Genomic DNA, 23,480 nt, shown 5'->3' with positions numbered 1-23,480 from the left:
TCAATGCGCTCCGCGCGTCGACTCGGTGGTGAACTCGTACACGATCAGGTTGCGGTACTCATGGCCCGGCTCCAGCCGCGCCGAACCGAACGACGCCTGGTTCGGCGTGTCCGGATAAAGCTGGGGTTCCAGCACGAAGGCATCGCCCTGGCGATACACGTGGCCGCCCGTGCCCACGCTGGTGCCGTCAAGGAAATTGCCCGAATAGAACTGAAGGCCCGGCTTGGACGACTTCAAGGTGAGCACGCGACCGGACGCGGGATCTTCCACGCGCGCCACCATGCGCAGCGCCGGTGCCTCGTCCTTGCTGATGACCCAGTTGTGGTCATAACCGTGACCGTTGAGCAGCTGCGGATCGTTGGTGCGGATATCGCGGCCGATCGGCTTGGCCGTGCGGAAGTCGAACGGGGTGCCAGCCACCTTGCGGATTTCGCCGGTGGGAATGGAGCCGGCATCGACGGGAAGGTAGGCGTCGCCAGCAATGGTGAGCAGGTCGTCCATCACGCTGCCCGAACCCTCGCCCGAAAGATTCCAGTACGCGTGGTTGCTCAGGTTGACGATGGTCACCTTGTCGGTGGTCGCACGGTAATCGATGGAGAGGCGGTTTTCCTCGTCCAGCGTGTAGACCGCCGTGACCGTGAGCTTGCCCGGATAGCCCATGTCGCCATCGGGGCTCACATAACTCAGCGACACACTCGCCTTGCCGGCATCGTGCTTCACTTCGCCAATGGTCCACACCACCTTGTCGAAGCCACGCGTGCCGCCGTGCAGGGAGTTGACGCCATTGTTCACGGGCACGCTGTATGCGTGGCCGTCCAGGGTGAAATGACCCTTGGCGATGCGGTTGGCGTAACGGCCTACCGTAGCGCCGAAATACTGCGGATTGCTCACGTAATCATTGAGCGACGCGTAGCCCAGCGCGATGTTCGCGCTCTTGCCGTTGCGATCCGGCGTGGAAAGGAATTGCACGCTTGCGCCCAGCGCGATGATACGTGCCTGCATGCCATGGGCGTTGCTCAGCACCACGGCATCCACCTTCGTGCCGTCCGGCATGGTGCCGAAGGTTTCGCGCTTTGCGTCCGTCGCATGCGCAGCTGCCGACAGCATCGCAAGGCCGAGAATCGAACCCATCCAACCTGCTCGTTGCATGTCCCTGGTATCCCCTTCGCGTATCACGAGTGGCCGCATGCAATCACATTGTATGATTATCGTGCAAGTGTTCCTGGGCACGAAAATTTTTCTTGATGCATTGCGGCATTACGCGAAGTGGCATGGTCGCCGAAACGAAAAGTGGCGCTTTGATGCGATGTACCGGCAGGATCGCGAACAAGGGCTCATGCCCGGGACGGCGCAAACATTCTGCATTGCGTCATCGCATGTTCCTGTCACGCCGATGTGCCTTCATGTGGACGCACCAAAAAATCCGTGCAAACACCTTGGCATCGGCCAAGCAACTTGCTTATAGTCCGTTTGTATGACAATCGAATCGAGCGCTATCTATATGCGCTCGGGCGCGCACGGAACGCTCAAGGGTCAGTACCGGGGGTCAGAGGATTTCATGAAGAAGCCGATCGCAGTTCGCAGCCTCTATGGGCATGTGATGCACGAAATCGGGCAACGCATTGTCAGCGGCAAGGTGAAGCCGGGCGATGTGCTGCCGCGCGAGGAGCCCCTTGCCGATAGCCTGCAGGTCAGCCGTACCGCCTTGCGCGAAGCACTGAAGGTGCTGTCGGCCAAAGGGCTGATCGAATCGCGTACGGGCGTCGGTGCGCGCGTGCTGGAAGAGCGCTTCTGGAATCAGCTCGATGCCGACGTGCTGGCCTGGCGTTGCGCTTCCATGCCCACCGACGATTTCGTGGACAAGCTGGTGGAGATGCGCGAGATCATCGAACCGGCTGCAGCTGCAGCGGCAGCGCGTCGCCGCACCGCGCCGCAGCTCGCTGTCATCGAAGAAGCGCTCAATGCCATGGATGCCGCGCAGACCCTGGAAGAATGGTCGAAGGCCGACCTGGAGTTCCACGATGCCGTGCTGCACGCCACCGGCAACGAGTTGATGCAGTCGCTGTTCTCGGTGATCGAAACGTCACTGGGTACGTTCTTCACACTGTCCGCGCGCAACGCCACCAACTTCAAGTATTCGCTGCCGTATCACCAGAAGGTATTCGAGGCGATCAAGCGCAAGCAACCGGAAGTGGCGCGCAAGACCATGCAGACGATGATCGCCGACTCGCACGAAAACCTGCAGCGCAACCGCAGCCGCGCACGCAAGAAGGCGGGCGCCTGATGACGCACCTGATCGGACTCGACTGGGGCAGCACGCACTTGCGTGCCTATCGCTATGACGGTCTGGGTCGGGTGCTGGAAAAGCGAGCGCTGCCGTTCGGCATCCGCCAGCTTCCCGATGGCGGTTTTCAGGCCGCCTTTGCGCAAGCCGTGGATCAGTGGCCGGAAGTGCCCGTGCTTGCCTGCGGCATGGTGGGCAGCCGCAACGGCTGGCTGGAAGTGCCCTACCTGGATACACCCACCAGCGTCGAGCGGCTGGCGCATGCACTCACGACCATGGCCACGCCGGATGGCCGCACGCTGCATCTTGTGCCGGGCTTGCGCGATCCGTCGCGACCCGACGTGATGCGCGGCGAAGAAACACAGGTGGTCGGCGTGGTGACGCAGTCGCCCGACGTGGCCCGCCATGGCTGCCTGTTGCTGCCGGGTACGCACAGCAAGTGGGTCTCGCTGCGCGAGGGATCGGTCGCGGGTTTCGCCACCGTGATGACGGGCGAACTGTTCGGCCTGTTGAAAGAGCACTCCATTCTCGGCGCGCAATTGCCGCCGGCTGTCGACGACGACGAAGCGTTTCTTCGCGGCGTCGACATGGCACGTGACAGCGGTGCCGCAGGCGCATTCTCGCGAGTATTCTCGGCACGCACCTTGATGCTCGATGGCACGCTGCCAGCTACTGCGGTGCCCGACTACCTCTCCGGCCTGTTGATCGGCGACGAACTTCGCATGGCCATGGCGGCTGGCTGGGTAGATGCCAACACCCACGTACTGATGGTGGGTGAAGGTCCGTTGTGCGATCGGTATCTGAAAGCTGCCAAGCGATTCGCGCTCGACATCCACGCGGCGCCCGACGCCACCACGTCGCACGGCCTGTGGCGCATCGCCCAGGCTGCCGCTCTCGTCTCCACGCAAGCAACGGCATGACACCATGAAGGCTTGGCTTGAACCGCTTCCCCTTGTCGCGATCCTGCGCGGACTCACTCCCGACGAATCCGTCGACATCGGCCGCGTGCTGGTGGATGCCGGCTTCCGCATGCTGGAAGTGCCGCTCAATTCGCCACAGCCGTTCGAAAGCATTCGCCGCATGGTGGACGCGCTGGGCAGTGATTACCTCGTAGGCGCCGGCACGGTGCTCGATCCCGCGCAGGTGAAGCAGGTGGCCGATGCCGGTGGCCGGCTTATCGTGATGCCGCACGCGGACGTCACGGTGATTCGCGCCGCGAAGCAGGCCGGCCTTTACTGTGTGCCCGGCGTGGCCACGCCCACCGAAGCGTTTGCGGCACTCGCGGCCGGCGCCGATGCGCTGAAGCTTTTCCCTGCCGAGCAATCCAGCCCGTCCGTGCTCAAGGCATGGCGCGCGGTGCTGCCCAAGGATCTCGCGGTGCTGCCGGTCGGCGGCATCGCGCCGGACAACATGGAGCCGTGGCATGCCGCCGGAGCCAACGGCTTCGGCATCGGTTCCTCTCTTTACGCCCCCGGCCGCCCGGCCAGCGACGTCGCCGCGCGCGCCCGCGCCTTCGCCGATGCCTGGCGCCACTCTGTTTCGAAAGGATCGCCTGCATGAAGATCACCCGCCTCACCACTTACCTGGTTCCCCCGCGCTGGCTGTTCCTGCGCATCGATACCGATGCGGGTGTCGTCGGCTGGGGCGAGCCCATAGTCGAAGGCCGCGCACATACCGTCGCGGCCGCCGTGGAAGAACTCTCCGACTACCTGGTCGGCAAGGACCCGCGCCACATCGAAGACCTGTGGAACGTGATGTATCGCGGCGGTTTCTATCGCGGCGGGCCGGTGCTGATGAGTGCCATCGCCGGCATCGACCAGGCGCTGTGGGACATCAAGGGCAAGGATCTCGGCCAGCCCGTGCACCAGTTGCTGGGTGGCCCGGTGCGTGATCGCATTCGCGTGTACTCATGGATCGGAGGCGATCGCCCGGCCGACACGGCACGCGCCGCGAAGGAAGCGGTAGCACGCGGCTTTACCGCCGTAAAAATGAATGCCACCGAAGAACTGCAGTACATCGACACGCACGACAAGGTCGAGCAGGTGCTTGAGAACGTGCAGGCCATTCGCGATGCGGTGGGCCCGCACATTGGCATCGGCCTGGATTTCCACGGCCGCGTGCACAAGCCGATGGCCAAGGTGCTGATGCGTGAACTGGCGCCGTTCAAGCTGATGTTCATCGAGGAGCCGGTGCTGTCCGATCATCTGGAAGCGTTGCCGGAACTCGCTGCCATCTCGCCCGCGCCCATCGCGCTGGGCGAGCGCCTGTACACGCGCTACGACTTCAAGCGCGTGCTGCAGATGGGTGGCGTGGACATCATCCAGCCCGATCCCTCGCACTCGGGCGGCATCACCGAAACGCGCAAGATCGCGGCCATGGCCGAAGCCTACGACGTGGCCGTGGCGCTGCACTGCCCGCTCGGCCCCATTGCGCTCGCGGCCAACCTGCAACTGGATGCGGTGTGCCACAACGCCTTCATCCAGGAACAGAGCCTGGGCATTCACTACAACGCCGGCAACGACCTGCTCGATTACGTGAAGGATCGCAGCGTGTTCGCTTACGAAAAGGGTTTCGTGGCGATCCCGAACGGCCCGGGCCTCGGCATCCAGGTGAATGAGGATTACGTGACCGAACGCGCACAAGTGGGGCACCGCTGGCGCAACCCGATCTGGCGTCACGCCGACGGCAGCGTCGCGGAGTGGTAAGCATGACGTACGCGACTTATCCCAGCCTGGTCGACCGCCACGTGTTCATCACGGGCGGCGCGACGGGCATCGGTGCCGCGTTTGTCGAGCACTTCGCCAGGCAGGGCGCACGCGTGTCGTTCATCGACATCGACCAGGCCAGCGGCGAACAACTTGCCGATGATCTCGCCGCCTGCGCCCACCGCCCCTTGTTCATTCGCTGCGACGTGACGCAAATCGAAGCGCTGGAAGCGGCGCTCGCCACGGCACGTGAAGTGAACGGCCCCGTAGGCGTGCTGGTGAACAACGCAGCCAACGACGTGCGTCACCAGTTCGGCAGCACCACCGTGGCGGAGTTCGACCAGAACATCGCCATCAACCTGCGCCATCAATACTTCGCCACGCAGGCCGTGCGTGAGGACATGCGTTCGCTCGGCGGCGGCTCCGTGATCTGCCTGGGCTCCACCGGCTGGAGGAAGAAGAACGCCGGCTATCCGATGTATGCGATGGCGAAGTCCGCCGTGCATGGTCTGGTAAATGGCCTTGCTCGCGAACTCGGCCACGATCGCATCCGCATCAACGTGCTGGTGCCGGGCTGGGTCATCACCGACAAACAGCGCCGCCTGTGGCTGGACGATGCCGGCAAGGCGGAAATTGAACGCGTGCAATGCATGCCCGGCTATCTGATGGCCGAGGATCTCGCACGCGCCGCACTGTTTCTCGCCGCCGACGACAGCCGCATGTGCACGGGCCAGGATTTCATCGTGGATGGTGGCTGGGTATGAACGCCCGCGCCGCCGTCGCCATACAGGTGCACAACACGCTGGGCGAAGGCATCACATGGTGCGATCGCGAGCAGGTGTTGTACTGGACCGACATCCACGCCGCCACGCTGTGGCGCTACCGCCCGCACGACGGCGCACTGCACCAGTGGAGCCTGCCCGAGCGCCTCGCCAGCTTTGCACTGTGTGAAGCCGATGGCTGGTTGCTGCTTGGGCTTGCTTCACGGCTGGCGTTCTTTCATCCCTCCACGCAGGCCCTGGTGCCGGTGATGGATGTGGAAGCCGATCTGCCGACGCGCTTGAACGATGGCGTGTGCGATCGGCAAGGTCGCTTCGTGTTCGGCACCTTGCATGAACCGGCCACGGGACCCAAGCAACCCGTGGGTGGCTTCCACCGCCTGAATCACGATCTCACGCTGGAACACCTGCCACTGCCGGGCGTCGCCATCAGCAACAGCGTGGCCTTCAGTCCGGATGGCGGCACCATGTACTTCTGCGATTCGCTCACGCGCGCCATCCAGTGCTGCGACTACGGCGACCACGTCGACAATATCCGCACGTTCGTGACGCTTGATGACCGGCGCGGCGAGCCGGATGGTTCCTGCGTGGATCGCGATGGCGGCTTGTGGAATGCACAATGGGGCCTGGGTCGCGTCGTGCGCTACACGCCCGATGGCCAGATCGATCGCATCATCGACGTGCCCGCTTCGCAACCGACCAAGCCCGCGTTCGGCGGCACGGATTTCTCCACGCTCTACATCACCAGCGCACGTGACGGGCTGGGCGATGGCGCGCTTGCGTCGCAACCGTATGCCGGGGCATTGTTCTTCGCTGAACCGGGATTCCGGGGTTTGCGGGAGCCGCGATTCGCGGGCCCGCCGCCACACATCATTGCCGCAGCGTAGGGGCGCAGCGGTTTACCTAAACGCCCACAGAGGCAACATCATCGCTAGCGGGGGAGCTTCATCCATGAATGCCCAAGTCATCGCGTCGACCTCGGCGCAATCGAAAACCACCGTCGTGTTCGTCTGCGTGCTCGCCGCGCTGGCGGGCCTGATGTTTGGCCTGGATATCGGCGTGATTTCCGGCGCCGAGCAGTTCATCCAGACCGAATTCGCCATCAGCGACCACACCATCGAGTGGATCGTCAGTTCCATGATGTTCGGCGCCGCCGTAGGTGCCCTCGGTGCCGGCTGGTTGTCGGGACATTTGGGCCGCAAGCGCTCGCTGGTGCTTGGCGCCGTGCTGTTCGTGATCGGCTCGCTGCTCTCCGGCTTCGCCTGGTCGCCGGAGACGCTGATCATCGCCCGCGTCGTGCTGGGCCTGGCCATCGGTATCGCCTCGTTCACGGCGCCGCTCTACCTGGCCGAAGTGGCGCCGGAACATATTCGCGGCGCGATGATTTCCACCTACCAGCTGATGATCACCATCGGCATCTTCGTGGCGTTCCTGTCCGATACCGCCTTCAGCTACAACGGCGCATGGCGGTGGATGCTTGGCATCATTGCGATTCCCGGCGCGCTGTTCCTGCTGGGCGTGATGTTCCTGCCCGACAGCCCGCGCTGGCTGCTGATGCGCGGCCGTCGCGACGAAGCCATCGACGTGCTGCAACGCCTGCGCGGCGACAGCGCCGTGGTCGCGCGCGAAACCGCCGACATCGAGGAACAGCTGAAGACGCCGCAGCGCGGCTGGCACCTGTTTCTCGAGAACCGCAACTTCCGTCGCTCGGTGTGGCTGGGCGTGCTGTTGCAGCTGATCCAGCAGTTCACCGGCATGAATGTGGTGATGTACTACGCGCCGCGCATCTTCAAGGAGATGGGCTACGACACGTCGGCGCAGATGTGGTTTACCGCGCTGGTGGGTCTCACGAACGTGCTGGCCACCTTCATCGCCATCGCACTGATCGATCGCTGGGGTCGCAAGCCCATCCTCTACACCGGCTTCACCGTAATGGCGGTTGGCCTGGGTGTGGTCGGCACGATGATGCACAACGGCATCCACGACCACGGTTCGCAGATCTTTACCGTGGCGATGCTGCTGATCTTCATCGTCGGTTTCGCCATGTCGGCCGGCCCGCTGATCTGGACGCTGTGCTCGGAGATCCAGCCGCTCAAGGGTCGCGACTTCGGCATTGGTGTGTCCACCTTCACCAACTGGATCTGCAACATGATCGTGGGCTTCACCTTCCTGAGCCTGCTCAACGGCATCGGCAATGCAGGCACCTTCTGGATGTACGGTGCGCTCAACGCGGTGTTCATCCTGTTCACGCTGTGGCTGGTCCCGGAGACCAAGGGCGTGACGCTGGAGCAGATCGAACGCAACCTGATGGCAGGCAAGCGACTGCGCGATATCGGCCGCTGATCGCTGTTGTTTGGAATCAAGAAGGGTTGCCACCGCGAGGTTGGCAACCCTTTTCGTTTTTATGTCCCGCGTGGCTTGGCGCGGTGCGTGGGTACCGCCGTCCACGGATCGTCCGGCCACGGATGGCGCGGGTAGCGGCCCTTCAGTTCCTTCTTTACCTCGGGATAGGTGCGCTCCCAGAAGCCTTTCAGATCCTGCGTGACCTGGATCGGCCGGCCGGCCGGCGACAACAGGTGCAGCGTCACCGGTACACGGCCGTTCGCGACGCGCGGCGTATCGGCAAGACCGAACAACTCCTGCAGTTTCACCGCCAGCACGGGCGGCTCACCCTCGGCGTATTCCAGGCGGCGCGTCATGCCGCTGGGCACGGTGAGGCTTTCGGGTAGCTGCGCGTCGAGCTGACGGCGCTGTTCGTAGTCGAACAGCGTGCCCAGTGCCTGCGAGAGTTCTTCCGCACTCAAGGCATCGATACGGCGCTTGCCTTCGAGGTAGGGCGCCAGCCAGTTTTCCAAGGTGTCGATCAACGTGGCATCGGACACATCAGGCAGCCCCAACTCTGGCATCCAGCCACGCAACGCTTGCATGCGCGCACGCAGGCGTCGCGCGTTCTCGCTCCATGGCAACACGTCGATGCCTTTCGCACGAATGGCGGCGAGCAAAGCCGGCAACGCATCTTCCGCCTTCACCGGCACACTGCGCCGCTCGATCACGATGCTGGCGAAGCGGTGTTCGTCGAAGGCTTCGACGGCGTTGCGTTCGTCGTTCCAGCGCAAGGCACGTTCACGCTTGAACTGGCTGGCGTAGTCGCGCTCAAGCACACGCGAGTCGATGGGTGCCGCGGCGAGGATCAAGCTGTCGCGTGCCTCGAAGCGCACGTCCAGCGCCACAAGCCAGGGCTCACCGTGCAGCGCGGTGCTTTCGTGCAGGCGCGCGCCACGACCGTTGGCCAGTGTGTAGCGGAGCGGGTTGTTGTCGTCGCGACGCGCCACGCGATCAGGAAAGGCATGCAGAAGCAGATCGCCCACCGCATGGCTGTCCGGCACGCCCGTCGCGGCCGTGCGTATGGCCAGTCGACGGCGCCACCCCTTGCTCGCCTGCTCGATGGCGGCAAGCGCACCGGCATCGGCGCCCCCACGCGCGCCCGCCGTCTTGCGGTCACGCCACACGTGCAATGCACTGACGCGCGCGCGGAAGTCATCGGTGCGTGCCTGTTCGCCTCGCAACGGCGAGCGCGCTTCCATCAAGGCAAGAAGATCCGCCACCAGCGCGCGGCGTTCGGGTTCCGCGCGCAGCGCTGCGGCGCCGAGTCGCGGCGTGGCACCGAGTTCGAGCATCTCCCGGCCCAGCGCCGTGATGCGCCCGCCACTGGCGAGTGCGCCAAGTTGCGATAGCAACTCGCGTGCTTGCGCGAGTGCGCCTTGCGGCGGCGCATCCAGCCACGGCAGGTCGCTGCCGCTCTCGGCGGTAATGCCCCACGAAGCGAGCTCCAGTGCGAGACCGGAAAGCTCGGCCTGTGCCATTTCCGCAGTGCGCGATGCGTCCAGCCGCTTGCTCTGCGGCCACAGGCGATACGCGGCGCCTTCCGCCACGCGTCCCGCGCGTCCCGCGCGCTGATCGGCGGATGCCTGCGAAATATTGACGGTTTCCAGCCGCGTAAAACCGGAGTTGGGATCGAAGCGTGGTTCGCGCGCCAGCCCGCTGTCGACCACCGCGCGGATACCCGGCAAGGTGACGCTGGATTCGGCCACGTTGGTGGCGAGCACCACGCGACGCGTGCCTGGCTCTGCGGGGCTCAACGCGGCCTGCTGCTCTGCCATCGACAGCTCGCCGTGCAACGCAACGATGCCGATGTTCTCGTCCAGCGATGATTCGAGCACCGATTGCGTGCGTGCGATTTCGCGACGCCCCGGCAGAAAGGCGAGCACGTCGCCGGTGTTTTCATCCAATGCCTGGCGAACGACACGTGCAAGATGATGCTCCGTCGTTTCCTGGGTGCGTGCGGCGGGATATTCCACGCGCACCGGGAAACTGCGTCCAGGGCTGCTGATGCGCGGCGCATCCAGCCATTGCGCGATGCGTTCGCCATCGAGCGTGGCGGACATCACGACCATGCGAAGCTCGGGGCGCAGCGTGCCTTGTACATCGAGTGCAAGCGCTGCGCCCAGATCGCCGGCGAGGTGCCGTTCGTGGAATTCGTCGAACAGGATGGCGCCGATACCGCTGAGTTCCGGATCGTCCTGGATGAGGCGCGTCAGGATGCCCTCGGTCACCACTTCGATACGCGTCGATGCGCCAACCCGCGATTCGAAGCGGATGCGATAACCCACCGTCTGCCCGACCTCCTCGCCCAGCTGCTTCGCCATGAACTGTGCTGCCGCGCGGGCTGCGATACGGCGGGGCTCAAGCATGAGGATCTTTCCACCCGCCAGCCAGGGCTGGTCGAGCAACAGCAACGGCACTTGCGTGGTCTTGCCCGCACCGGGCGGTGCTTCGAGCACGAGACGTGGATGCGTGGCGAGTGACGCGCAGATCTCGGGCAGGATCGGCGTGATGGGGAAGGACAGCGGGGTACTCATTGGGGAATGATAGCTGGCGCGCCTTTTAGCGGCATTCGGCGCATCGGCGCTGACTTTTTTGCGGCGTTATCGCGAGCACCCGCCCTTTATCCCCTTTTCGGGACTCACCCCAACCCTCTCCCCGGAGGGGAGAGGGAGCAACATCCCGCTTACGGGTGCGCTGTCGTTCCCGTCGCGCCGGCAGCACCGCTGGTACCGTTGGCATTGGCTGCCCGCAACGGTGCCAGCGACTCGAACTTCCGCTGGTACTCGTCCGTAATCTGCTTGGCATCCTCGCTGCTGGTGACCACGCGCGGCGTGATCAGCACGATCAGCTCGGTGCGGTTGCGGCTGTGATTGGTGGTGCCGAACAGGCGTCCCAGGATGGGAATGCGGTTGAGGCCGGGCACGCCGGTGTCCGTGTTGTCTTCCGCCTGCTGGATCAGGCCGCCGAGCAATACCGTCTGCCCGCTTTGCACGGCAATCTGCGTGCCCACCGCGCGCTGCTGGATGGTGAAGTTGCCCTGCGAGTTCGCCGCGCCGGTGGTGTTGCTCACCTGCTGCTGCACATTGAGGTAAACGAGGCCGCCGGGATTCACGCGCGGCTGCACATCCAGGATCACACCGGTGGGGATGTAGCTGACGCTGGTGGCGGTGGAACCGGTAGTGTTGAGGCCGGTGACAATGGACTGCTGGTTCACCGGCACCTGGTCACCCACGGAGATGTGCGCCACCTGGTTGTTGAGCACCACCAGCGACGGTGCCGACAGCGTCTTCGTGTTGCCGTTCGTTTCCAGCGCGCGCACGGCCACCTGGAACTTGCCGTTGCTGCTCAGGAACGAATAGAAGAACGGTTCGCCAGCGTATTGGTTACCGCCGGAGCCCAACGAAATCTGTCGATGCGCACCCGGGTATGCGCTGGTTGCGCCGTTAACGTTGCCGCTGCTGTCGTAAGTCGGCGTGCTGTTGGCGAGGCCCTGCAGATACCACTGCACGCCAAACTCAAGCTGGCCGGTGAGATCCACTTCGAGAATGCGCATCTCGATCTGCACCTGCAGTGGCACATTGTCCAGCCGCTTCACCGCCTGCTCGATTTCACTCCACTGCGAAGGGCGCGCGCGCACCAGCAACTGGTTGCTGGAATCCACCGAGCTGATGCGGATGCTGCCGTCTTCGGACACGTACTGCTGGCCGGCGCCATTGGTGTTGTTGTTGCTGTTGCCGAACGACGACATGCCACCGGCTGCGCCGCCCGAGGTACCGGTACCGGTGCTGCTGCCAAAGCCGCCGCTGGTGCCCGTGCTGCCGATACCACCGGACGTGCCACCGCTCCTCAGGCCACCGGCGCTGCCAAAGCCGCCACCGACACCATTGACCGTGGTGCTGCTGCCGAAACTGCCGGCGGTGCTGCCCATGCCGCTGGCCGAACCGTTGGCGTTGTCGCTAGCACCCAGCGTGCCGCCATTGAGGCCCGGGCCGACCTTGCCGGCATTACCGCCGCCACCGCCGCCATTGGTGTAGATGCCGGCGAGGTATTGCGCGAGATCCGACGCCTTGAGGTTGCGCACGTCGTAGACGAACAGCTCCGGTTCGTTGCCGCCGCCGCGATCGATCTTGGTGATCCAGTCACCCACTTCCTGCAGGTAGCTGGGCTGGCTGCTGATCACCACGATGGCATTGGTACGCTCGATAGGCAGGAAGCGCACCATGCCGGCCAGCGGCGTGTCGCCCTTCGGGCCGAACATCTGATCCAGCTGCGGCCCGAGTTCACCGACATTGGCATGCTGCAGGCTGAAAACGCCCACCGACATGCCGCGCAGCCAATCCACGTCGAAGGTGTGGATGGTGCGCTGGTAGTTGTCCAGTTCCGCCGACGTGCCCGACAGCACGATGACGTTGCGTGACGGATCGGCCAGCAGCACGGAATCGGTGCGCGCGAACGGCTTGATCAGCTTCTGCATCTCGTTGGCGGAGATGTAGCGCAGCGGGAACAGGCGTGCCTGCAATCCGCCCTGCGGTGCCACCGCATTGAGGCTGGGCACCAGGTTGCCCGCCACCGCATCCTTCGCGGGCATCACTACGTACTGGCCGTTGCGCATGACCAACGCGTTGTTGGTCCACGACAGCAACGTTTCCAGGATCGGAATGGCCTGGCTGCTGTCCACCGGTTCGGAGGTGGAGAACGACACGTTGCCCTGCACGCCCGGCACGATGGTGTAGTTCTGCTTCAACAGGTCGCCCAGGATGGCTTTCACCACCGCCTGCACCGGTTGGTTTTCGAAGTTGAAGGTGACCGCGCCATCGCCGGTGGCTGCACTGCGAGGCTGCGCGAGTCCGGTGGCGCGTACGAACTGGCCGCTGCCTTCGCTCAACTGCGGCTTCGGCGTGACGTTCTGGTCAGCCGTCTTGTTGCCGGTGTTGAGCGGCAGCGGTGGCGGCACCGGTTTTTCCGTGCCGGCCATGGCCTCGCGTTGAAGGGCGCCATCGTCTTTACTCGGCGGAGGCAGCGTCTGGCAACCGGCCAGCCACAAGGCGAGGGTGAGCGTACTGATGCGACGAAGCCGCGGCGTGCGCTGAATGGACATGGGTCAATGAGCTCCCTCGGGGGCCGCTGCCTGCTGTTGGGCGCGACGTTTTTGAATCGCTTCTTTCAACAAGCGAATGCGATCGGCCTGCGAGTCCACGCCATTGGGGGACTGCAGGGCCGGGTTGGGTGTATTGGCCTGGTTGATCATCGGTCCGCTCTGCGCCGGCACGGGCGCAGCAGCCATGCCCGGAGCCGGCGGAGGGGCATTCGGCGGCGGATTGCCGTCCGGCTTGGGCATGTCGATGGGCGCGCCCGCCGGCAACTGCAATTCGGTGCGCCCGCTGGACGATTCGAACACGGCGGAACGCGGCTTCAGTTCAACCAGGCGCCAGCTGCCATCGGGCAGCGTGTCGCCTTCGCGCACGCGCACGTCGTGCTCGCCGCTCTTGTCACGCAACAACGCCATGTGCAGCGGCGACGTGAGGATGATGCCGGTGAGCTGCATGTCGCCAATGCTGGCGCCGCCGCTGGCCGCATGCATCGCCGGCTTGCGGTCGTTGCTGAACAACGGTTGCATCCACACGGCGGAGAACTGCGCGAGCGGCACGGGCGGCGGCAGGCCTTGATCGTGCGCGGCGGGCAATGGCGTCGGCGGCCTGTCCGGACCCCACGACACGCCACGTCCGACACCGGCAAGCAAGGTCAGGAACAACGCGCCGAACACGGCAGCCACGCCGCCAAGCAAGGGTGTCATGCGACGTTGGGCGGCAGCATTCACGGCGCACCTCCCTGTGCATCGCCATTCGTGACACGCGGCTGGCGTACATAACCCGACAGCGTGAACTGCACTTCCAGCGGTGCCGCCGCCTGCTGCAAGGCAGCGACCGGATTGCGATAGATGCTGAGATCATCGACGAACAGGTAAGGCGTGCCTTGTTCCAGATCGTGCAGCGTCTCGGCCAGCGGCTGCACGTCGCAGCGCAGGCTGATGCTCACGGCGACCTTGCGATACGGCTCGTCCGGCGCGGCGGGCGGATTGGTCACGGGCATTTTCTGCGTGACGTCGCAGGCGCCGCCTTGCGGATGGGCTGCCACCGCGTCGACCACGCGTTGCATCAGGCCGGCGGCGGCAGCGTTCGGGTCGTCTTCCGGCAGGAACGCGTGGCTGGCCGCCTGCCCTGCACCCATGGCGGCGATGCGCTGTTGCAGTTGCGGTTTCTCGGCAATGGCGGCGGCAAAGCGTGCATGCGTGTCGCGCAGGTCATCCATCTCCGCATGGATGGATTGCAGCGGTGCCACGAACCACCAGTGCAGCAGCACGAAATACGCGATGACCAACACCGCGAGCAGCAGCAACACGGCGGCGATGCGGCTTTCGCGTGGCTTCAGCGCCGTCATCTTCATGGCGCGCTCCCTGCGTTGGCAGGTGCCGCCTTCGGCTTGGCGTCGTTGGGCTTGCGCAGCTGCGCCACCATGTAGAAGCGCTCCTTGCCGGTCGAAGGATCGACCTGGATGGTGCCCTGGAAATTCGCATCCGTGATGACGGGCGAGCCCTTGAGCGCGTCGACCAGTCGCGCCGCCTGCGGGCTCTGGCCCTGGAAACCGACCTGGCCACTGTTGTCGATGCTCAGGCGTTCCAGCCATGCCGTGGTCGGCAAACGCTGGCTGATGTCCTGCAATACGGCGAGCGCGGACACAGTGCGCTTCTTGCGCTCCGCCAGAAAACCCGCGGCGCCGGCGTTGTCCTGCAGTTGCTGCTGCAACGCGCCAACCTGCCGTGCATCGGCACGCATGGATTCCACGTCGCTGCGCATCTGCTCCAACGCACTCTCGCGGTTGTGCAGAAACTGGAACAGCGACAGCACCAGCAGCAGGATCGCCGCGACACCCAACGCAAGATTGAGACGCTGACGCGGGTGCTTGCGTCGCGGCGCAAGTTCAGCCGGCAAGAGATTGGCACCAAGGCGATCGCTGCCCGTGGACACATCCACGGCATCCACCTGCAAACCGGATGCGGCAAGCCTTGCCAGCAAGGGGTCGAGCGTCTGGCGAGGCACAACCACCAGTTCCGCGGCGAATCGCCCCGGCGGTGCAGGCGCGCGCAATTCACGCACGTCGTAGCGAACCTGTTCGACACGGAACGGCGTCTGCCGGTCCATTTCGAACGTACCGATCTGCTGAAGGTTGTCGCGCGCGGCCAGCGGCAGGATCAAATGCGGGCGCAACACGGCACCTGCATCCAGGCACAGCGCGATGCGCAGGTCTTCCACATCGACACCGCGCAAGGCATCGGACAGAGCCACCTGCTGGCTGGTGGCATCCAGCTGGCTACTCCAGCGGGCAAACACCACACCGCCTGCCTTGCGCACCGTCCACTCGTCACCATCGAGCTGCAGCAGATACCAGGCCAGGCCGCCGCCGAAACGCTCGCGCCAGCGCACCGGCAACATCGCCTGCAGCTCGCCGCCCCACCACGCAAAAAAGCGCGGCATGGGCGAGCCATGCCATGCACGGCGCACACGATCGAACTGCAGTTGCAGTGGCTGCGGTACGGTACTCACTCGCCCTCTCCCTCCTGCCAACGCAGCACGGTATATGGCAGTGCGCCCGGGCGTAGGCCCTGTAATCGCACCGTCGCACGTAGGATCGCGCGCGTACCGTCAGCCAGCGTGGCCTCCGAGCGAATACTATGCGTTACTCCCTGCATAGCGGCTAGGCCCGGTTGCACGGGCCCGGCGCCGCGGGATGCGGCGATGGCCTGGGCCTGCTGCGGGGTCATGCCCGGCACGGCGGCCAGCGCCAGCGGCGGCGCGGTATTGGGGTCGGGCGACGGGCGACCGGACCACAAGGTGACCTGCGAAGCCACCGCGCGATACACCTTGGGAGTCATGCCCAGCACCATCTGCAACTCCTCGACGGTGCCGAACGGCCCGTGCCGCGGACCGTAATCCAGACCGGCATTGGCGTACGTGGCATTGGGCACCGTACCCGGTGGTGAATAGGAAAAGCTGCGCCAGTCCACGATATTGCCCGCGACGGATTGCGCATCCATGTCGGACATCCCCGCGGCGCGAAACAGGCCCTGCAAGACGTCCGGCGAGGCGGCATTGAGATCCACCTTGCCCGATTCGCTGATCACGCTGATGGTGACCTTGGCGCCGTCGAATGCGAACGGATAAGGGCGGCCGTCCGGCACCCAGCGTTGATCCTGTTGCGGGTCCTGCAGCGCATAGATGGCACGCATCAGACCGGCTTCGGCAGCGTAGTGGGCTTGCGTCTGCGCAAACTGGTAACGCGCCTGCAGCCCTTCCGTTCGCGCCAGCACGGCGTAGCCACCCACCAGGATCGCGAGCAACGTGCACGCCCACAGCACGACGAGCAGCGCGACACCGCGTTGGTGGCGAATGGCGGTGCTCATTGCACGCTCCGGCGTTGCAGGCCCTGCAACAGATCAGCCGCCTGCCCCTGCACCGCGGTCACATCCACGCGCAGCGGTGCATCCAGTTGTGGCCACTCGGCGTTGCCGTCCAGCTGCAACGCAATGCGCACGATGCGCGGCATGGCGCGCGTGTCGTCCCAGTGATCACGCCATTGACCGGCATGATCCTGCGCGTCCGGTTCGCGATAGCTGAAACTGCCGCCACGCACGCGATCCACCAGCACTTCCGGATCACCCAGCGATTTGGGTGGCGTGCCGTCCGGCGGCATTACGGCAAAGCTGGCTTCCAGCCTTGACGTGCCATCGCCATTGGAGACCAGCTTCAATTGCTGCAACTGCGGACCCAGCTTGCCGAGATAGCCTGGCAGCGGCGCCACGAACTTCAGTTCATGGGCATCGCCCTTGAAGAACTGCGGATCACCCTTGTCGGTATGCGACAGCGGCACGGCCCGTGCCTGCGCCAGCTCGCGTCGCAGGAACTGCTGTGCCGAACGTACTTCGTCCGCACGCTCGATGGATGCCTCACCCGAATGCACCGCATGCGTGGCCGCACGCACGCCGGAATACACGCCCAGCAAAAGCAATGCGAACAACGCGAGTGCGCCCAGCACTTCAAGCAGGGTAAAGCCGCGCACGTGCTGGGGCGTGCTTCGACTCATGGCGATTTCGCTGCTCCGAGCACACGCAACGTACTGAAGTGCGCCGAACGTTCGCGCAGCGACGGACCCCAGATCACATCCAGGTCCAGCTTCACCACGCGCATGGGGTTGTTTTGACCCGGCGTCACCGCCGGACTCCACGGCGTCACCACAAGACGCCAGCGATAGGTGGCATCGAAGCGGCCTTCAGTGCGTCCCGCCTGCAGGGGCGTGGTGATGTCCACGGTGTCGAGCAACGAGCGAGCCCACAGCGCCGCCTGGCTATGGCCGTCCGCGTTGCGCGTCAACTCCATGGCGCCGCCCGCCACCTTGAGCAACGCGGTGAAGGCAATGGCGAGCAGCAACGTGGCTGCCACCACTTCAAGCAGGCTGAAACCGCGCGTGGCGTGCTTCATCGCTTGACACTCACATCAGCCACGCTGACCGCACCGGTAAGCCACGACACATTGACGCGCCACTGACGCTGTTCGCGCTGCAACGTGATGTGTCCGCCGGTGGAACTGCCATCCGGAAAAAAGCGGATGCGCCCGGTATAGCTGTTGACCTGGTCTTCCTTCGCGCTGGTGATGCCGATGCGCATGCCCGATGGCAGGCGCACCGAGGGACCGTTGTCCGCGCGATAGGTGTTGTCACGCGTGTCCACGTCGAATGTATGTTCATTGCCGTGCACGATGGCCTGCGTGCGCACGCCACGCAGCGCGGCGGCGAGTTCACCACCCGCCGCACTCACGCGTGCACTGGCCAGCCCTTGCGTCACCGATACGGCGACGGCGGCCGCCGCAATGCCGATGAGCAGGATCACGGCGAGCATTTCGAGCAGCGTGAAACCCGCCTGGGAAGTAAGGCGAGCACGCGAATCCACCGCATCTGGACACACGGCTGGGCGCCGGTGTTCGATGTTGGCGTAGCCGCGACTCACCATGCCTCCGTATTACTGCCAGTTGCCGACGTCGGCGCTGTAGCCGTCGCCACCGGGCTTGCCATCCTGGCCGTAGAAAATCAGGTCGAACGCACCGTGATCACCCGGCGCCTTGTAGCCGAAATCGTGACCCCAGGGATCCTTCAGTTCCGATTCCTTCGCATACGGACCCTGCCAGTTGCGTGCGTTGGCCGGCTTCACGAGAAGGTCCTGCAGCTGCTGCGGCGGCGAGCCGTTGTCGAGCGCGTAGTTCTCGATCTTCTGGCTCAACGTGGTGAGCTGCGCCTTGCCCGCACCGTACTTGCCCTTGTCGACGTTCTTGCCGACCTGCGTCACCACCACGGCGCCGATGATGCCGATGAGCACGATCACCGCCAGCATTTCCAGCAGGGTGAAACCGCGCGCCGCGTGGTGACGGCCAAAAGTCCTTTGTCGCATGGGGTACCTCATCGTCGTTCGAAGGGGGTTACTGGATGTTGCTGGTGAGATCGAGCATGGGCAGAAGAATGGCGGCCATGATGATCGCCACCATCACCGTCATCACGATGGTGAGCGCAGGTACCAGGGCCGCCAGCAGGCGATCGATGGCGCGGCGGCTTTCCAGCTCGAAGGTATCGGCCACCTTCAGCAGCATGGTGTCGAGCTGGCCGGCTTCTTCGCCCACCTGCACCATCTGAAGCGCGAGGCGGGGAAAGCGCTGCGACTGCGCCAGTGCAAACGAAAGGCCGGTGCCTTCCTTCACCTGATCCGACGCCTGTGACAACGCAAGGTCCAGTGCCTTGTTGCCGGTGACCTGGCGCGCAATGCCCAAGGCCGTGAGCAGCGGCACACCGTTTTTCAGCAAGGTGCCCAAGGTGCGCGCGATGCGCGCCGTCTGCACCTTGAGCATGAGCGGGCCGACCACTTTCATGCTCAGCAGGCGCGCATGCCACGCCAGCTGCGTCACCGGGTCGCGCAGTCGCGCCCGTGCGATGAGCACGCCCAGCACGAGCAGGATGGCGATGGCCCACCACCATGTCTGCAACGTGCCGCCCACCGCCAGCACGATCTGCGTGATCAACGGAATCGGCACCTGCATGTCTTCGAAAATCGGCACGAACTGCGGCACGACGTAGGCCAACAGCAACAGCAGCGAACCCAGTACGCCCACCATCAGGAACGCCGGGTAGATCAGCGCGTTGATGATGCTGCCGCGCAGCTGCTGCGAGCGTTCGAGATAGTCAGCGAGGCGACGCAAGGTGTCTTCCAGCGATCCGCCCGCCTCACCCGCGCGTACAAGGCTGATGTAAAGCTTGGGAAATACGCTGTGCTCGTCGTCCAGCGCCTGCGACAACGGCGTACCGCCGCGCACGCGATCACGCACGCGCTCGATCAACTGCTTGGCGCTCGCGCCTTCGGGCAGATCCATCAGGATGCCGAGCGCGCGATCCAGCGGTTGGCCCGCGCCAAGCAACGTGGCGAGCTGATGCGTGAACTGCGCCAGCTGATCGCCCGTGAACGGACCCCGCTTGAACCAGCCCGCAATGCCGCCGCCACCGGCATCGCTGTCGGCGGTGCGTGCATCGAGCGGCGTGTGGCCCTGGTCCTGCAGACGGCTGACGACCTCCTCGAGGCTCGAGGCTTCCATCTGGCCTTGCAGCACTTCGCCAGCTGCGCTGACGGCGCGATAGCGGAACTGGGTCATGGCAAGGCCTGCAGCGAGGGCACGAGCGCTCCGATGTACAACGCCCCTACATCGCCGTCATCCCTGCGAAAGCAGGGATCCAGCGACTTTTGCTCTTGCCCAGCGCCAGCACACGAACCGAAAGACACTGGATCCCTGCTTTCGCAGGGATGACGATCAAAGACCAGTGACGTCTTCGGCACGTTGGCATCAGCCTTCCTGCGTGACACGCAACACCTCCTCGATGGTGGTGATGCCCGCCACCGCCTTGGCGATGCCGTCCTCGTACATGGTTCGCATGCCTTCGGCGCGCGCGGCGCGTTCGATCTCGCCGGCATCGGCGCGCTGCATCACCAGGCGACGCAGCGGGTCGGTCATCACCAGGAATTCCATGATGGCGCGTCGACCGCGATAGCCTGTGGGATTGGCCGCACTGCTGCCCGGCTTCCACAAGCGGATGGGACGTTCGTTGGTGTACTTGTGCAGCTCGAACTGCTCGATCACTTCCGGCAACGCTTCATACGGCGTCGCCGTTTCCGGATCGAGGCGGCGCACCAGGCGCTGCGCGAGAATGCCGTTCACCGTGGAACCCAGCAGGTAATCTTCCACGCCCATGTCGAGCAAACGCGTGATGCCGCCGGCTGCACTGTTGGTGTGCAGCGTGGAAAGCACCAGGTGGCCGGTAAGCGCGGACTGGATGGCGATGCGGCACGTTTCCAGATCGCGCATTTCGCCGATCATGATCACGTCCGGGTCCTGGCGCACGATGGAGCGCAGGGCGCCGGTGAAATCCAGTCCAATCTGCGGCTTCACCTGGATCTGGTTGATGCCCTCGATCTGGTACTCGACCGGGTCTTCCACGGTGATGATCTTCACGTCCGGCGTGTTGATCTTCGACAGCGCGGTGTACAGCGTGGTGGTCTTGCCCGAACCGGTGGGACCGGTCACCAGCAAGATGCCGTGCGGTCGTTCGAGCACGTCGACGAAGCGCTGCTCGAAGTTGTCCGTAAAACCCAGTGACGCGAAGTCGAACACCACCGACTCGCGATCCAGGATACGCATCACCACCGACTCGCCGAAGCTGGTAGGCACGGTGGACACGCGCAGGTCCAGCTCCTTGCCCTGCACGCGCAACTGGATGCGACCGTCCTGCGGCAGGCGGCGCTCGGCAATGTTGAGCTTGGCCATGATCTTCACGCGGGAAATCACCGCCGCGGTGGAGCTGGACGGCGGCGCCTCCACTTCATGCAGCACGCCGTCGATGCGGTAGCGCACCTTCAGGCGGTTTTCGAACGGCTCGATGTGCACGTCCGATGCGCGCTGTTCCACCGCGCGTTGCAGGATCAGGTTCACCAGGCGGATCACCGGCGCCTCGGAGGCGAGGTCGCGCAGATGCTCCACGTCGTCTTCCACGGCGGCGCTGCCGTCGAGGTTTTCCACGATGGTGCCCATCGCCGAACGACCGGAACCGTAATAGCGCTCGATCAGGTCGTCGATTTCCGAACGAAGGCCAATACGCAGCGCCACCGGACGACCAGCGGCCAGCTGCATGGCCTGCAGCGGATAGGGATCGGCGGGATCGGACACGACCAGCGCCAGCCCGTCCTCACCGACGCGGACGGGAACCACGTGCAGCTGCTTGAGGAAGCGCACGGAGACGTCCAGCTCGGCCGGCGGCATGTCCGGTGCTTCGCGAGCCGCCAGCAGCGGGGTGTCCAGCAATTCCGACCAGGCTTCCGCCAGGTCGCGCTCCGACACCAGGCCCAGCCGGGCCATCAGCGCCGTCAGGGTGCCGTCGGGCGACTCGTCGTGCAGGCGGCGCGCGCGCGCGAGATCCGTATCCTTAAGACGCCCACGGGAGACCAGCAGCGCACAAACCGCCGCCTCGCGGCTTTCCATGGCCGCTCCCTCCACATTGGCCGCCGGCTTTGCGACTGCCGACATGCTTCACCCCGTTTCCTGGCTGCACCAACTCCGCAGATGCCGCCCCCAACGGCACCGGAGGCGCATTGTTAACACACCCGCCTGTAGACGCGCGAGCACGGTTTCTCACAACGGCTCACGGTTTCGGACCTTTCAATCGAGCCAACGTTCCGCAGCGAAAAGTAAAGATCCCGAGACACGTGGAGCTCGGGACCCAGCCCAGTCCCCAACCCAAAGACTGCCGCGATATCTTGCGAATCGGCCCGTCATGCCGTTTCCCCCGTACGTCAACCCTGAGACAATGCGCCCTTTGGGTAGTCCGCCATATGCAACTGATCGACATCGGCGCCAATCTCACCCATGAGTCGTTCCACCACGACTTCGATGCCGTGTTGCAGCGCGCCAGGGATCACGATGTGGCGCAGCTCGTGGTCACGGGTGCGTCGAGCGATGGGAGCAGGCATGCGTTGGCGTTGGCGCAGGCGCATCCCGGGTTCCTGTATGCGACGGCGGGCGTGCACCCGCACCATGCGATCGACTACGACGATGCCACGGACGCGCTGTTGCGCGAGCTGGCGGCTCACCCTGAAGTGCGCGCCGTGGGCGAGACGGGACTCGACTACAACCGCAATTACTCACCGCGTGATGTGCAGCTGGCGGTGTTCGAGCGGCAGCTGCAGATCGCGGTGGATGTGCAGAAGCCGCTGTTCCTGCATCAGCGCGATGCGCACGACGACTTCGTCGCCCTGCTTCGCCGCTACCGCGACAAGATTCCCGGCGCCGTGGTGCACTGCTTTACGGACACGGGCGAAGCCTTGCGCGATTACCTGGCCTTGGACTGCCACATCGGCATTACCGGCTGGATCTGCGATGAGCGGCGCGGCACGCACTTGCGTGAGCTGGTGAAAGAGATTCCGACCAACCGGCTGATGATCGAAACTGACGCGCCCTACCTGCTGCCCCGCACGGTGAAGCCGCAGCCGTCGCACCGACGCAACGAACCGATGTACTTGCGGCACATCTGCCACGAGATTGCGCGCGACCGTGGCGAGGCCGTCGAGGTTACGGCTTCGCACACGACAGCCACGGCCCGCGCGTTCTTTTCCCTGCCCACGGATTGAGGCAAACCCAACCACCGTTGGGTCAACCGACGACGCGCGTGGTTCCCGGGGCCAGCCCGTCGAGCGCATAGGGCCCGATGCGCTCGCGGATAAGCCGTAGCGTGGGAAATCCCACCGCTGCCGTCATGCGACGCACCTGGCGGTTGCGGCCTTCGCGCAAGGTGATGCGCAGCCAGCTGGTGGGTATCAGCTTTCGAAAACGTACCGGCGGATCGCGCGGCCACAGCCATTCGGGTTCCGTGGCGTGTTCGGCATGCGCGGGAAGCGTGGGTCCGTCGTTGAGCACCACGCCGCGCTTCAATGCGGCGATGGCGTCGTCGGTGATCTGGCCATCCACTTGCACAAGGTAGGTCTTGGGTTCCTTGTGCTTCGGATCGGTGAGCTTGTGCGCGAGGCGGCCGTCGTCGGTCAGCAGCAGCAGGCCTTCGCTGTCGTGATCGAGCCGGCCCGCGGGATAGACGTCTTTTTGCCTGACGAAGCCTGCGAGCGTAGGACGACCATCGGCGTCGCTGAACTGGCAGAGCACGCCGTAAGGCTTGTTGAGTGCGATGAGCATGCGACAA

Annotated in this window: 22 protein-coding genes; 8 read left to right on the top strand and 14 right to left on the bottom strand. The window is 64.7% G+C overall.

All coding sequences use genetic code 11. The annotated features are described in order from the left end of the window. Window positions 1-1,149, bottom strand: a complete 1,149-nt coding sequence (locus DK366_RS00180) for an aldose epimerase family protein (protein WP_198651367.1) — start codon at window positions 1,147-1,149, stop codon at window positions 1-3. A 409-nt stretch (window positions 1,150-1,558) separates the two neighbouring features. On the opposite strand from DK366_RS00180, the gene DK366_RS00175 reads away from it, so the two are divergent. The 7 genes from DK366_RS00175 to DK366_RS00145 all read left to right on the top strand — a co-directional run bounded on the left by DK366_RS00175 (window position 1,559) and on the right by DK366_RS00145 (window position 8,111). Then, window positions 1,559-2,284: a FadR/GntR family transcriptional regulator gene (locus tag DK366_RS00175; protein WP_109123500.1), complete on the top strand. Its 726-nt coding sequence runs from the start codon at window positions 1,559-1,561 to the stop codon at window positions 2,282-2,284. Next, complete coding sequence (locus DK366_RS00170) at window positions 2,284-3,204, top strand: 2-dehydro-3-deoxygalactonokinase (RefSeq protein WP_109123499.1); 921 nt, start codon at window positions 2,284-2,286, stop codon at window positions 3,202-3,204. Before DK366_RS00175 ends, DK366_RS00170 begins: the two co-directional genes overlap by 1 nt. 4 nt (window positions 3,205-3,208) lie before the next feature. Further along, on the top strand, window positions 3,209-3,844 hold the full coding sequence (locus DK366_RS00165; protein WP_109123498.1) for a 2-dehydro-3-deoxy-6-phosphogalactonate aldolase: 636 nt from the start codon (window positions 3,209-3,211) through the stop codon (window positions 3,842-3,844). Continuing rightward, the gene (dgoD, locus tag DK366_RS00160) at window positions 3,841-4,989 is read left to right on the top strand and encodes a galactonate dehydratase (protein ID WP_109123497.1); all 1,149 of its coding nucleotides are present in this window, start codon (window positions 3,841-3,843) and stop codon (window positions 4,987-4,989) included. Before DK366_RS00165 ends, dgoD begins: the two co-directional genes overlap by 4 nt. A gap of 2 nt (window positions 4,990-4,991) precedes the next feature. Continuing rightward, window positions 4,992-5,753 carry an SDR family oxidoreductase gene (locus tag DK366_RS00155; protein WP_109123496.1) on the top strand — a complete coding sequence of 254 codons (762 nt, stop codon included), beginning with the start codon at window positions 4,992-4,994 and terminating at the stop codon, window positions 5,751-5,753. Continuing rightward, on the top strand, window positions 5,750-6,655 hold the full coding sequence (locus DK366_RS00150) for an SMP-30/gluconolactonase/LRE family protein (protein ID WP_109123495.1): 906 nt from the start codon (window positions 5,750-5,752) through the stop codon (window positions 6,653-6,655). Before DK366_RS00155 ends, DK366_RS00150 begins: the two co-directional genes overlap by 4 nt. 64 nt (window positions 6,656-6,719) lie before the next feature. After that, the gene (locus DK366_RS00145; RefSeq protein ID WP_109123494.1) at window positions 6,720-8,111 is read left to right on the top strand and encodes a sugar porter family MFS transporter; all 1,392 of its coding nucleotides are present in this window, start codon (window positions 6,720-6,722) and stop codon (window positions 8,109-8,111) included. A gap of 59 nt (window positions 8,112-8,170) precedes the next feature. On the opposite strand, the gene hrpB is transcribed toward DK366_RS00145, so the two are convergent. The 12 genes from hrpB to gspE form a co-directional block, all read right to left on the bottom strand. After that, entirely contained in the window at window positions 8,171-10,687 is a 2,517-nt protein-coding gene (gene hrpB / locus DK366_RS00140) for an ATP-dependent helicase HrpB (RefSeq protein ID WP_109123493.1), read from the bottom strand. A 149-nt stretch (window positions 10,688-10,836) separates the two neighbouring features. Then, the gene (gspD, locus tag DK366_RS00135; RefSeq protein ID WP_109123492.1) at window positions 10,837-13,251 is read right to left on the bottom strand and encodes a type II secretion system secretin GspD; all 2,415 of its coding nucleotides are present in this window, start codon (window positions 13,249-13,251) and stop codon (window positions 10,837-10,839) included. Between the two features lie 3 nt (window positions 13,252-13,254). Continuing rightward, window positions 13,255-13,971: a general secretion pathway protein GspN gene (locus DK366_RS00130; protein ID WP_109123491.1), complete on the bottom strand. Its 717-nt coding sequence runs from the start codon at window positions 13,969-13,971 to the stop codon at window positions 13,255-13,257. Continuing rightward, on the bottom strand, window positions 13,968-14,597 hold the full coding sequence (gspM, locus tag DK366_RS00125; protein WP_109123490.1) for a type II secretion system protein GspM: 630 nt from the start codon (window positions 14,595-14,597) through the stop codon (window positions 13,968-13,970). Before gspM ends, DK366_RS00130 begins: the two co-directional genes overlap by 4 nt. Continuing rightward, window positions 14,594-15,754, bottom strand: coding sequence for a PilN domain-containing protein (locus DK366_RS00120; protein ID WP_109123489.1), 1,161 nt, complete (start codon window positions 15,752-15,754; stop codon window positions 14,594-14,596). The genes gspM and DK366_RS00120 overlap by 4 nt, the downstream gene beginning before the upstream one ends. Further along, window positions 15,751-16,611, bottom strand: coding sequence for a type II secretion system protein GspK (locus DK366_RS00115; protein WP_109123488.1), 861 nt, complete (start codon window positions 16,609-16,611; stop codon window positions 15,751-15,753). Before DK366_RS00115 ends, DK366_RS00120 begins: the two co-directional genes overlap by 4 nt. Next, window positions 16,608-17,291, bottom strand: coding sequence for a prepilin-type N-terminal cleavage/methylation domain-containing protein (locus DK366_RS00110; RefSeq protein WP_109123487.1), 684 nt, complete (start codon window positions 17,289-17,291; stop codon window positions 16,608-16,610). The genes DK366_RS00115 and DK366_RS00110 overlap by 4 nt, the downstream gene beginning before the upstream one ends. Further along, entirely contained in the window at window positions 17,288-17,686 is a 399-nt protein-coding gene (locus tag DK366_RS00105; protein ID WP_109123486.1) for a prepilin-type N-terminal cleavage/methylation domain-containing protein, read from the bottom strand. Before DK366_RS00105 ends, DK366_RS00110 begins: the two co-directional genes overlap by 4 nt. Further along, window positions 17,683-18,153 (bottom strand): GspH/FimT family pseudopilin, encoded by a 471-nt coding sequence (locus DK366_RS00100; RefSeq protein WP_255412535.1) that lies wholly within the window; start codon window positions 18,151-18,153, stop codon window positions 17,683-17,685. The genes DK366_RS00105 and DK366_RS00100 overlap by 4 nt, the downstream gene beginning before the upstream one ends. Before the next feature lie 69 nt (window positions 18,154-18,222). Further along, entirely contained in the window at window positions 18,223-18,648 is a 426-nt protein-coding gene (gene gspG / locus DK366_RS00095; RefSeq protein WP_109123484.1) for a type II secretion system major pseudopilin GspG, read from the bottom strand. A 28-nt stretch (window positions 18,649-18,676) separates the two neighbouring features. Further along, on the bottom strand, window positions 18,677-19,894 hold the full coding sequence (gene gspF / locus DK366_RS00090; protein ID WP_109123483.1) for a type II secretion system inner membrane protein GspF: 1,218 nt from the start codon (window positions 19,892-19,894) through the stop codon (window positions 18,677-18,679). A gap of 189 nt (window positions 19,895-20,083) precedes the next feature. After that, window positions 20,084-21,772 (bottom strand): type II secretion system ATPase GspE, encoded by a 1,689-nt coding sequence (gene gspE / locus DK366_RS00085; protein WP_198651386.1) that lies wholly within the window; start codon window positions 21,770-21,772, stop codon window positions 20,084-20,086. A 350-nt stretch (window positions 21,773-22,122) separates the two neighbouring features. Here gspE and DK366_RS00080 point away from each other — a divergent pair, with 350 nt between their 5' ends. After that, window positions 22,123-22,917 (top strand): TatD family hydrolase, encoded by a 795-nt coding sequence (locus tag DK366_RS00080; protein WP_109123481.1) that lies wholly within the window; start codon window positions 22,123-22,125, stop codon window positions 22,915-22,917. Window positions 22,918-22,939: 22 nt separating this feature from the next. Here DK366_RS00080 and DK366_RS00075 read toward each other — a convergent pair whose 3' ends face one another. Further along, on the bottom strand, window positions 22,940-23,473 hold the full coding sequence (locus DK366_RS00075) for a pseudouridine synthase (protein ID WP_109123480.1): 534 nt from the start codon (window positions 23,471-23,473) through the stop codon (window positions 22,940-22,942). Window positions 23,474-23,480 lie beyond the last annotated feature (7 nt).

Source organism: Dyella sp. C11 (assembly GCF_003121485.1).
In the GTDB taxonomy this organism is placed as follows: Bacteria; Pseudomonadota; Gammaproteobacteria; order Xanthomonadales; family Rhodanobacteraceae; genus Dyella.
Note: the sequence above shows the minus strand (reverse complement) of the source record. Positions and strands in the feature narration are given on the sequence as shown.

Bases quoted from the DNA above. Each gene is read 5' to 3' on its own strand.
- DK366_RS00180 (WP_198651367.1), bottom strand. From the start codon at position 1,149: ATGCAACGAGCAGGTTGGATGGGTTCGATTCTCGGCCTTGCGATGCTG.
- DK366_RS00175 (WP_109123500.1), top strand. From the start codon at position 1,559: ATGAAGAAGCCGATCGCAGTTCGCAGCCTCTATGGGCATGTGATGCAC.
- DK366_RS00170 (WP_109123499.1), top strand. From the start codon at position 2,284: ATGACGCACCTGATCGGACTCGACTGGGGCAGCACGCACTTGCGTGCC.
- DK366_RS00165 (WP_109123498.1), top strand. From the start codon at position 3,209: ATGAAGGCTTGGCTTGAACCGCTTCCCCTTGTCGCGATCCTGCGCGGA.
- dgoD (WP_109123497.1), top strand. From the start codon at position 3,841: ATGAAGATCACCCGCCTCACCACTTACCTGGTTCCCCCGCGCTGGCTG.
- DK366_RS00155 (WP_109123496.1), top strand. From the start codon at position 4,992: ATGACGTACGCGACTTATCCCAGCCTGGTCGACCGCCACGTGTTCATC.
- DK366_RS00150 (WP_109123495.1), top strand. From the start codon at position 5,750: ATGAACGCCCGCGCCGCCGTCGCCATACAGGTGCACAACACGCTGGGC.
- DK366_RS00145 (WP_109123494.1), top strand. From the start codon at position 6,720: ATGAATGCCCAAGTCATCGCGTCGACCTCGGCGCAATCGAAAACCACC.
- hrpB (WP_109123493.1), bottom strand. From the start codon at position 10,687: ATGAGTACCCCGCTGTCCTTCCCCATCACGCCGATCCTGCCCGAGATC.
- gspD (WP_109123492.1), bottom strand. From the start codon at position 13,251: ATGTCCATTCAGCGCACGCCGCGGCTTCGTCGCATCAGTACGCTCACC.
- gspM (WP_109123490.1), bottom strand. From the start codon at position 14,597: ATGAAGATGACGGCGCTGAAGCCACGCGAAAGCCGCATCGCCGCCGTG.
- DK366_RS00115 (WP_109123488.1), bottom strand. From the start codon at position 16,611: ATGAGCACCGCCATTCGCCACCAACGCGGTGTCGCGCTGCTCGTCGTG.
- DK366_RS00110 (WP_109123487.1), bottom strand. From the start codon at position 17,291: ATGAGTCGAAGCACGCCCCAGCACGTGCGCGGCTTTACCCTGCTTGAA.
- DK366_RS00105 (WP_109123486.1), bottom strand. From the start codon at position 17,686: ATGAAGCACGCCACGCGCGGTTTCAGCCTGCTTGAAGTGGTGGCAGCC.
- gspG (WP_109123484.1), bottom strand. From the start codon at position 18,648: ATGCGACAAAGGACTTTTGGCCGTCACCACGCGGCGCGCGGTTTCACC.
- gspF (WP_109123483.1), bottom strand. From the start codon at position 19,894: ATGACCCAGTTCCGCTATCGCGCCGTCAGCGCAGCTGGCGAAGTGCTG.
- gspE (WP_198651386.1), bottom strand. From the start codon at position 21,772: ATGGAAAGCCGCGAGGCGGCGGTTTGTGCGCTGCTGGTCTCCCGTGGG.
- DK366_RS00080 (WP_109123481.1), top strand. From the start codon at position 22,123: ATGCAACTGATCGACATCGGCGCCAATCTCACCCATGAGTCGTTCCAC.
- DK366_RS00075 (WP_109123480.1), bottom strand. From the start codon at position 23,473: ATGCTCATCGCACTCAACAAGCCTTACGGCGTGCTCTGCCAGTTCAGC.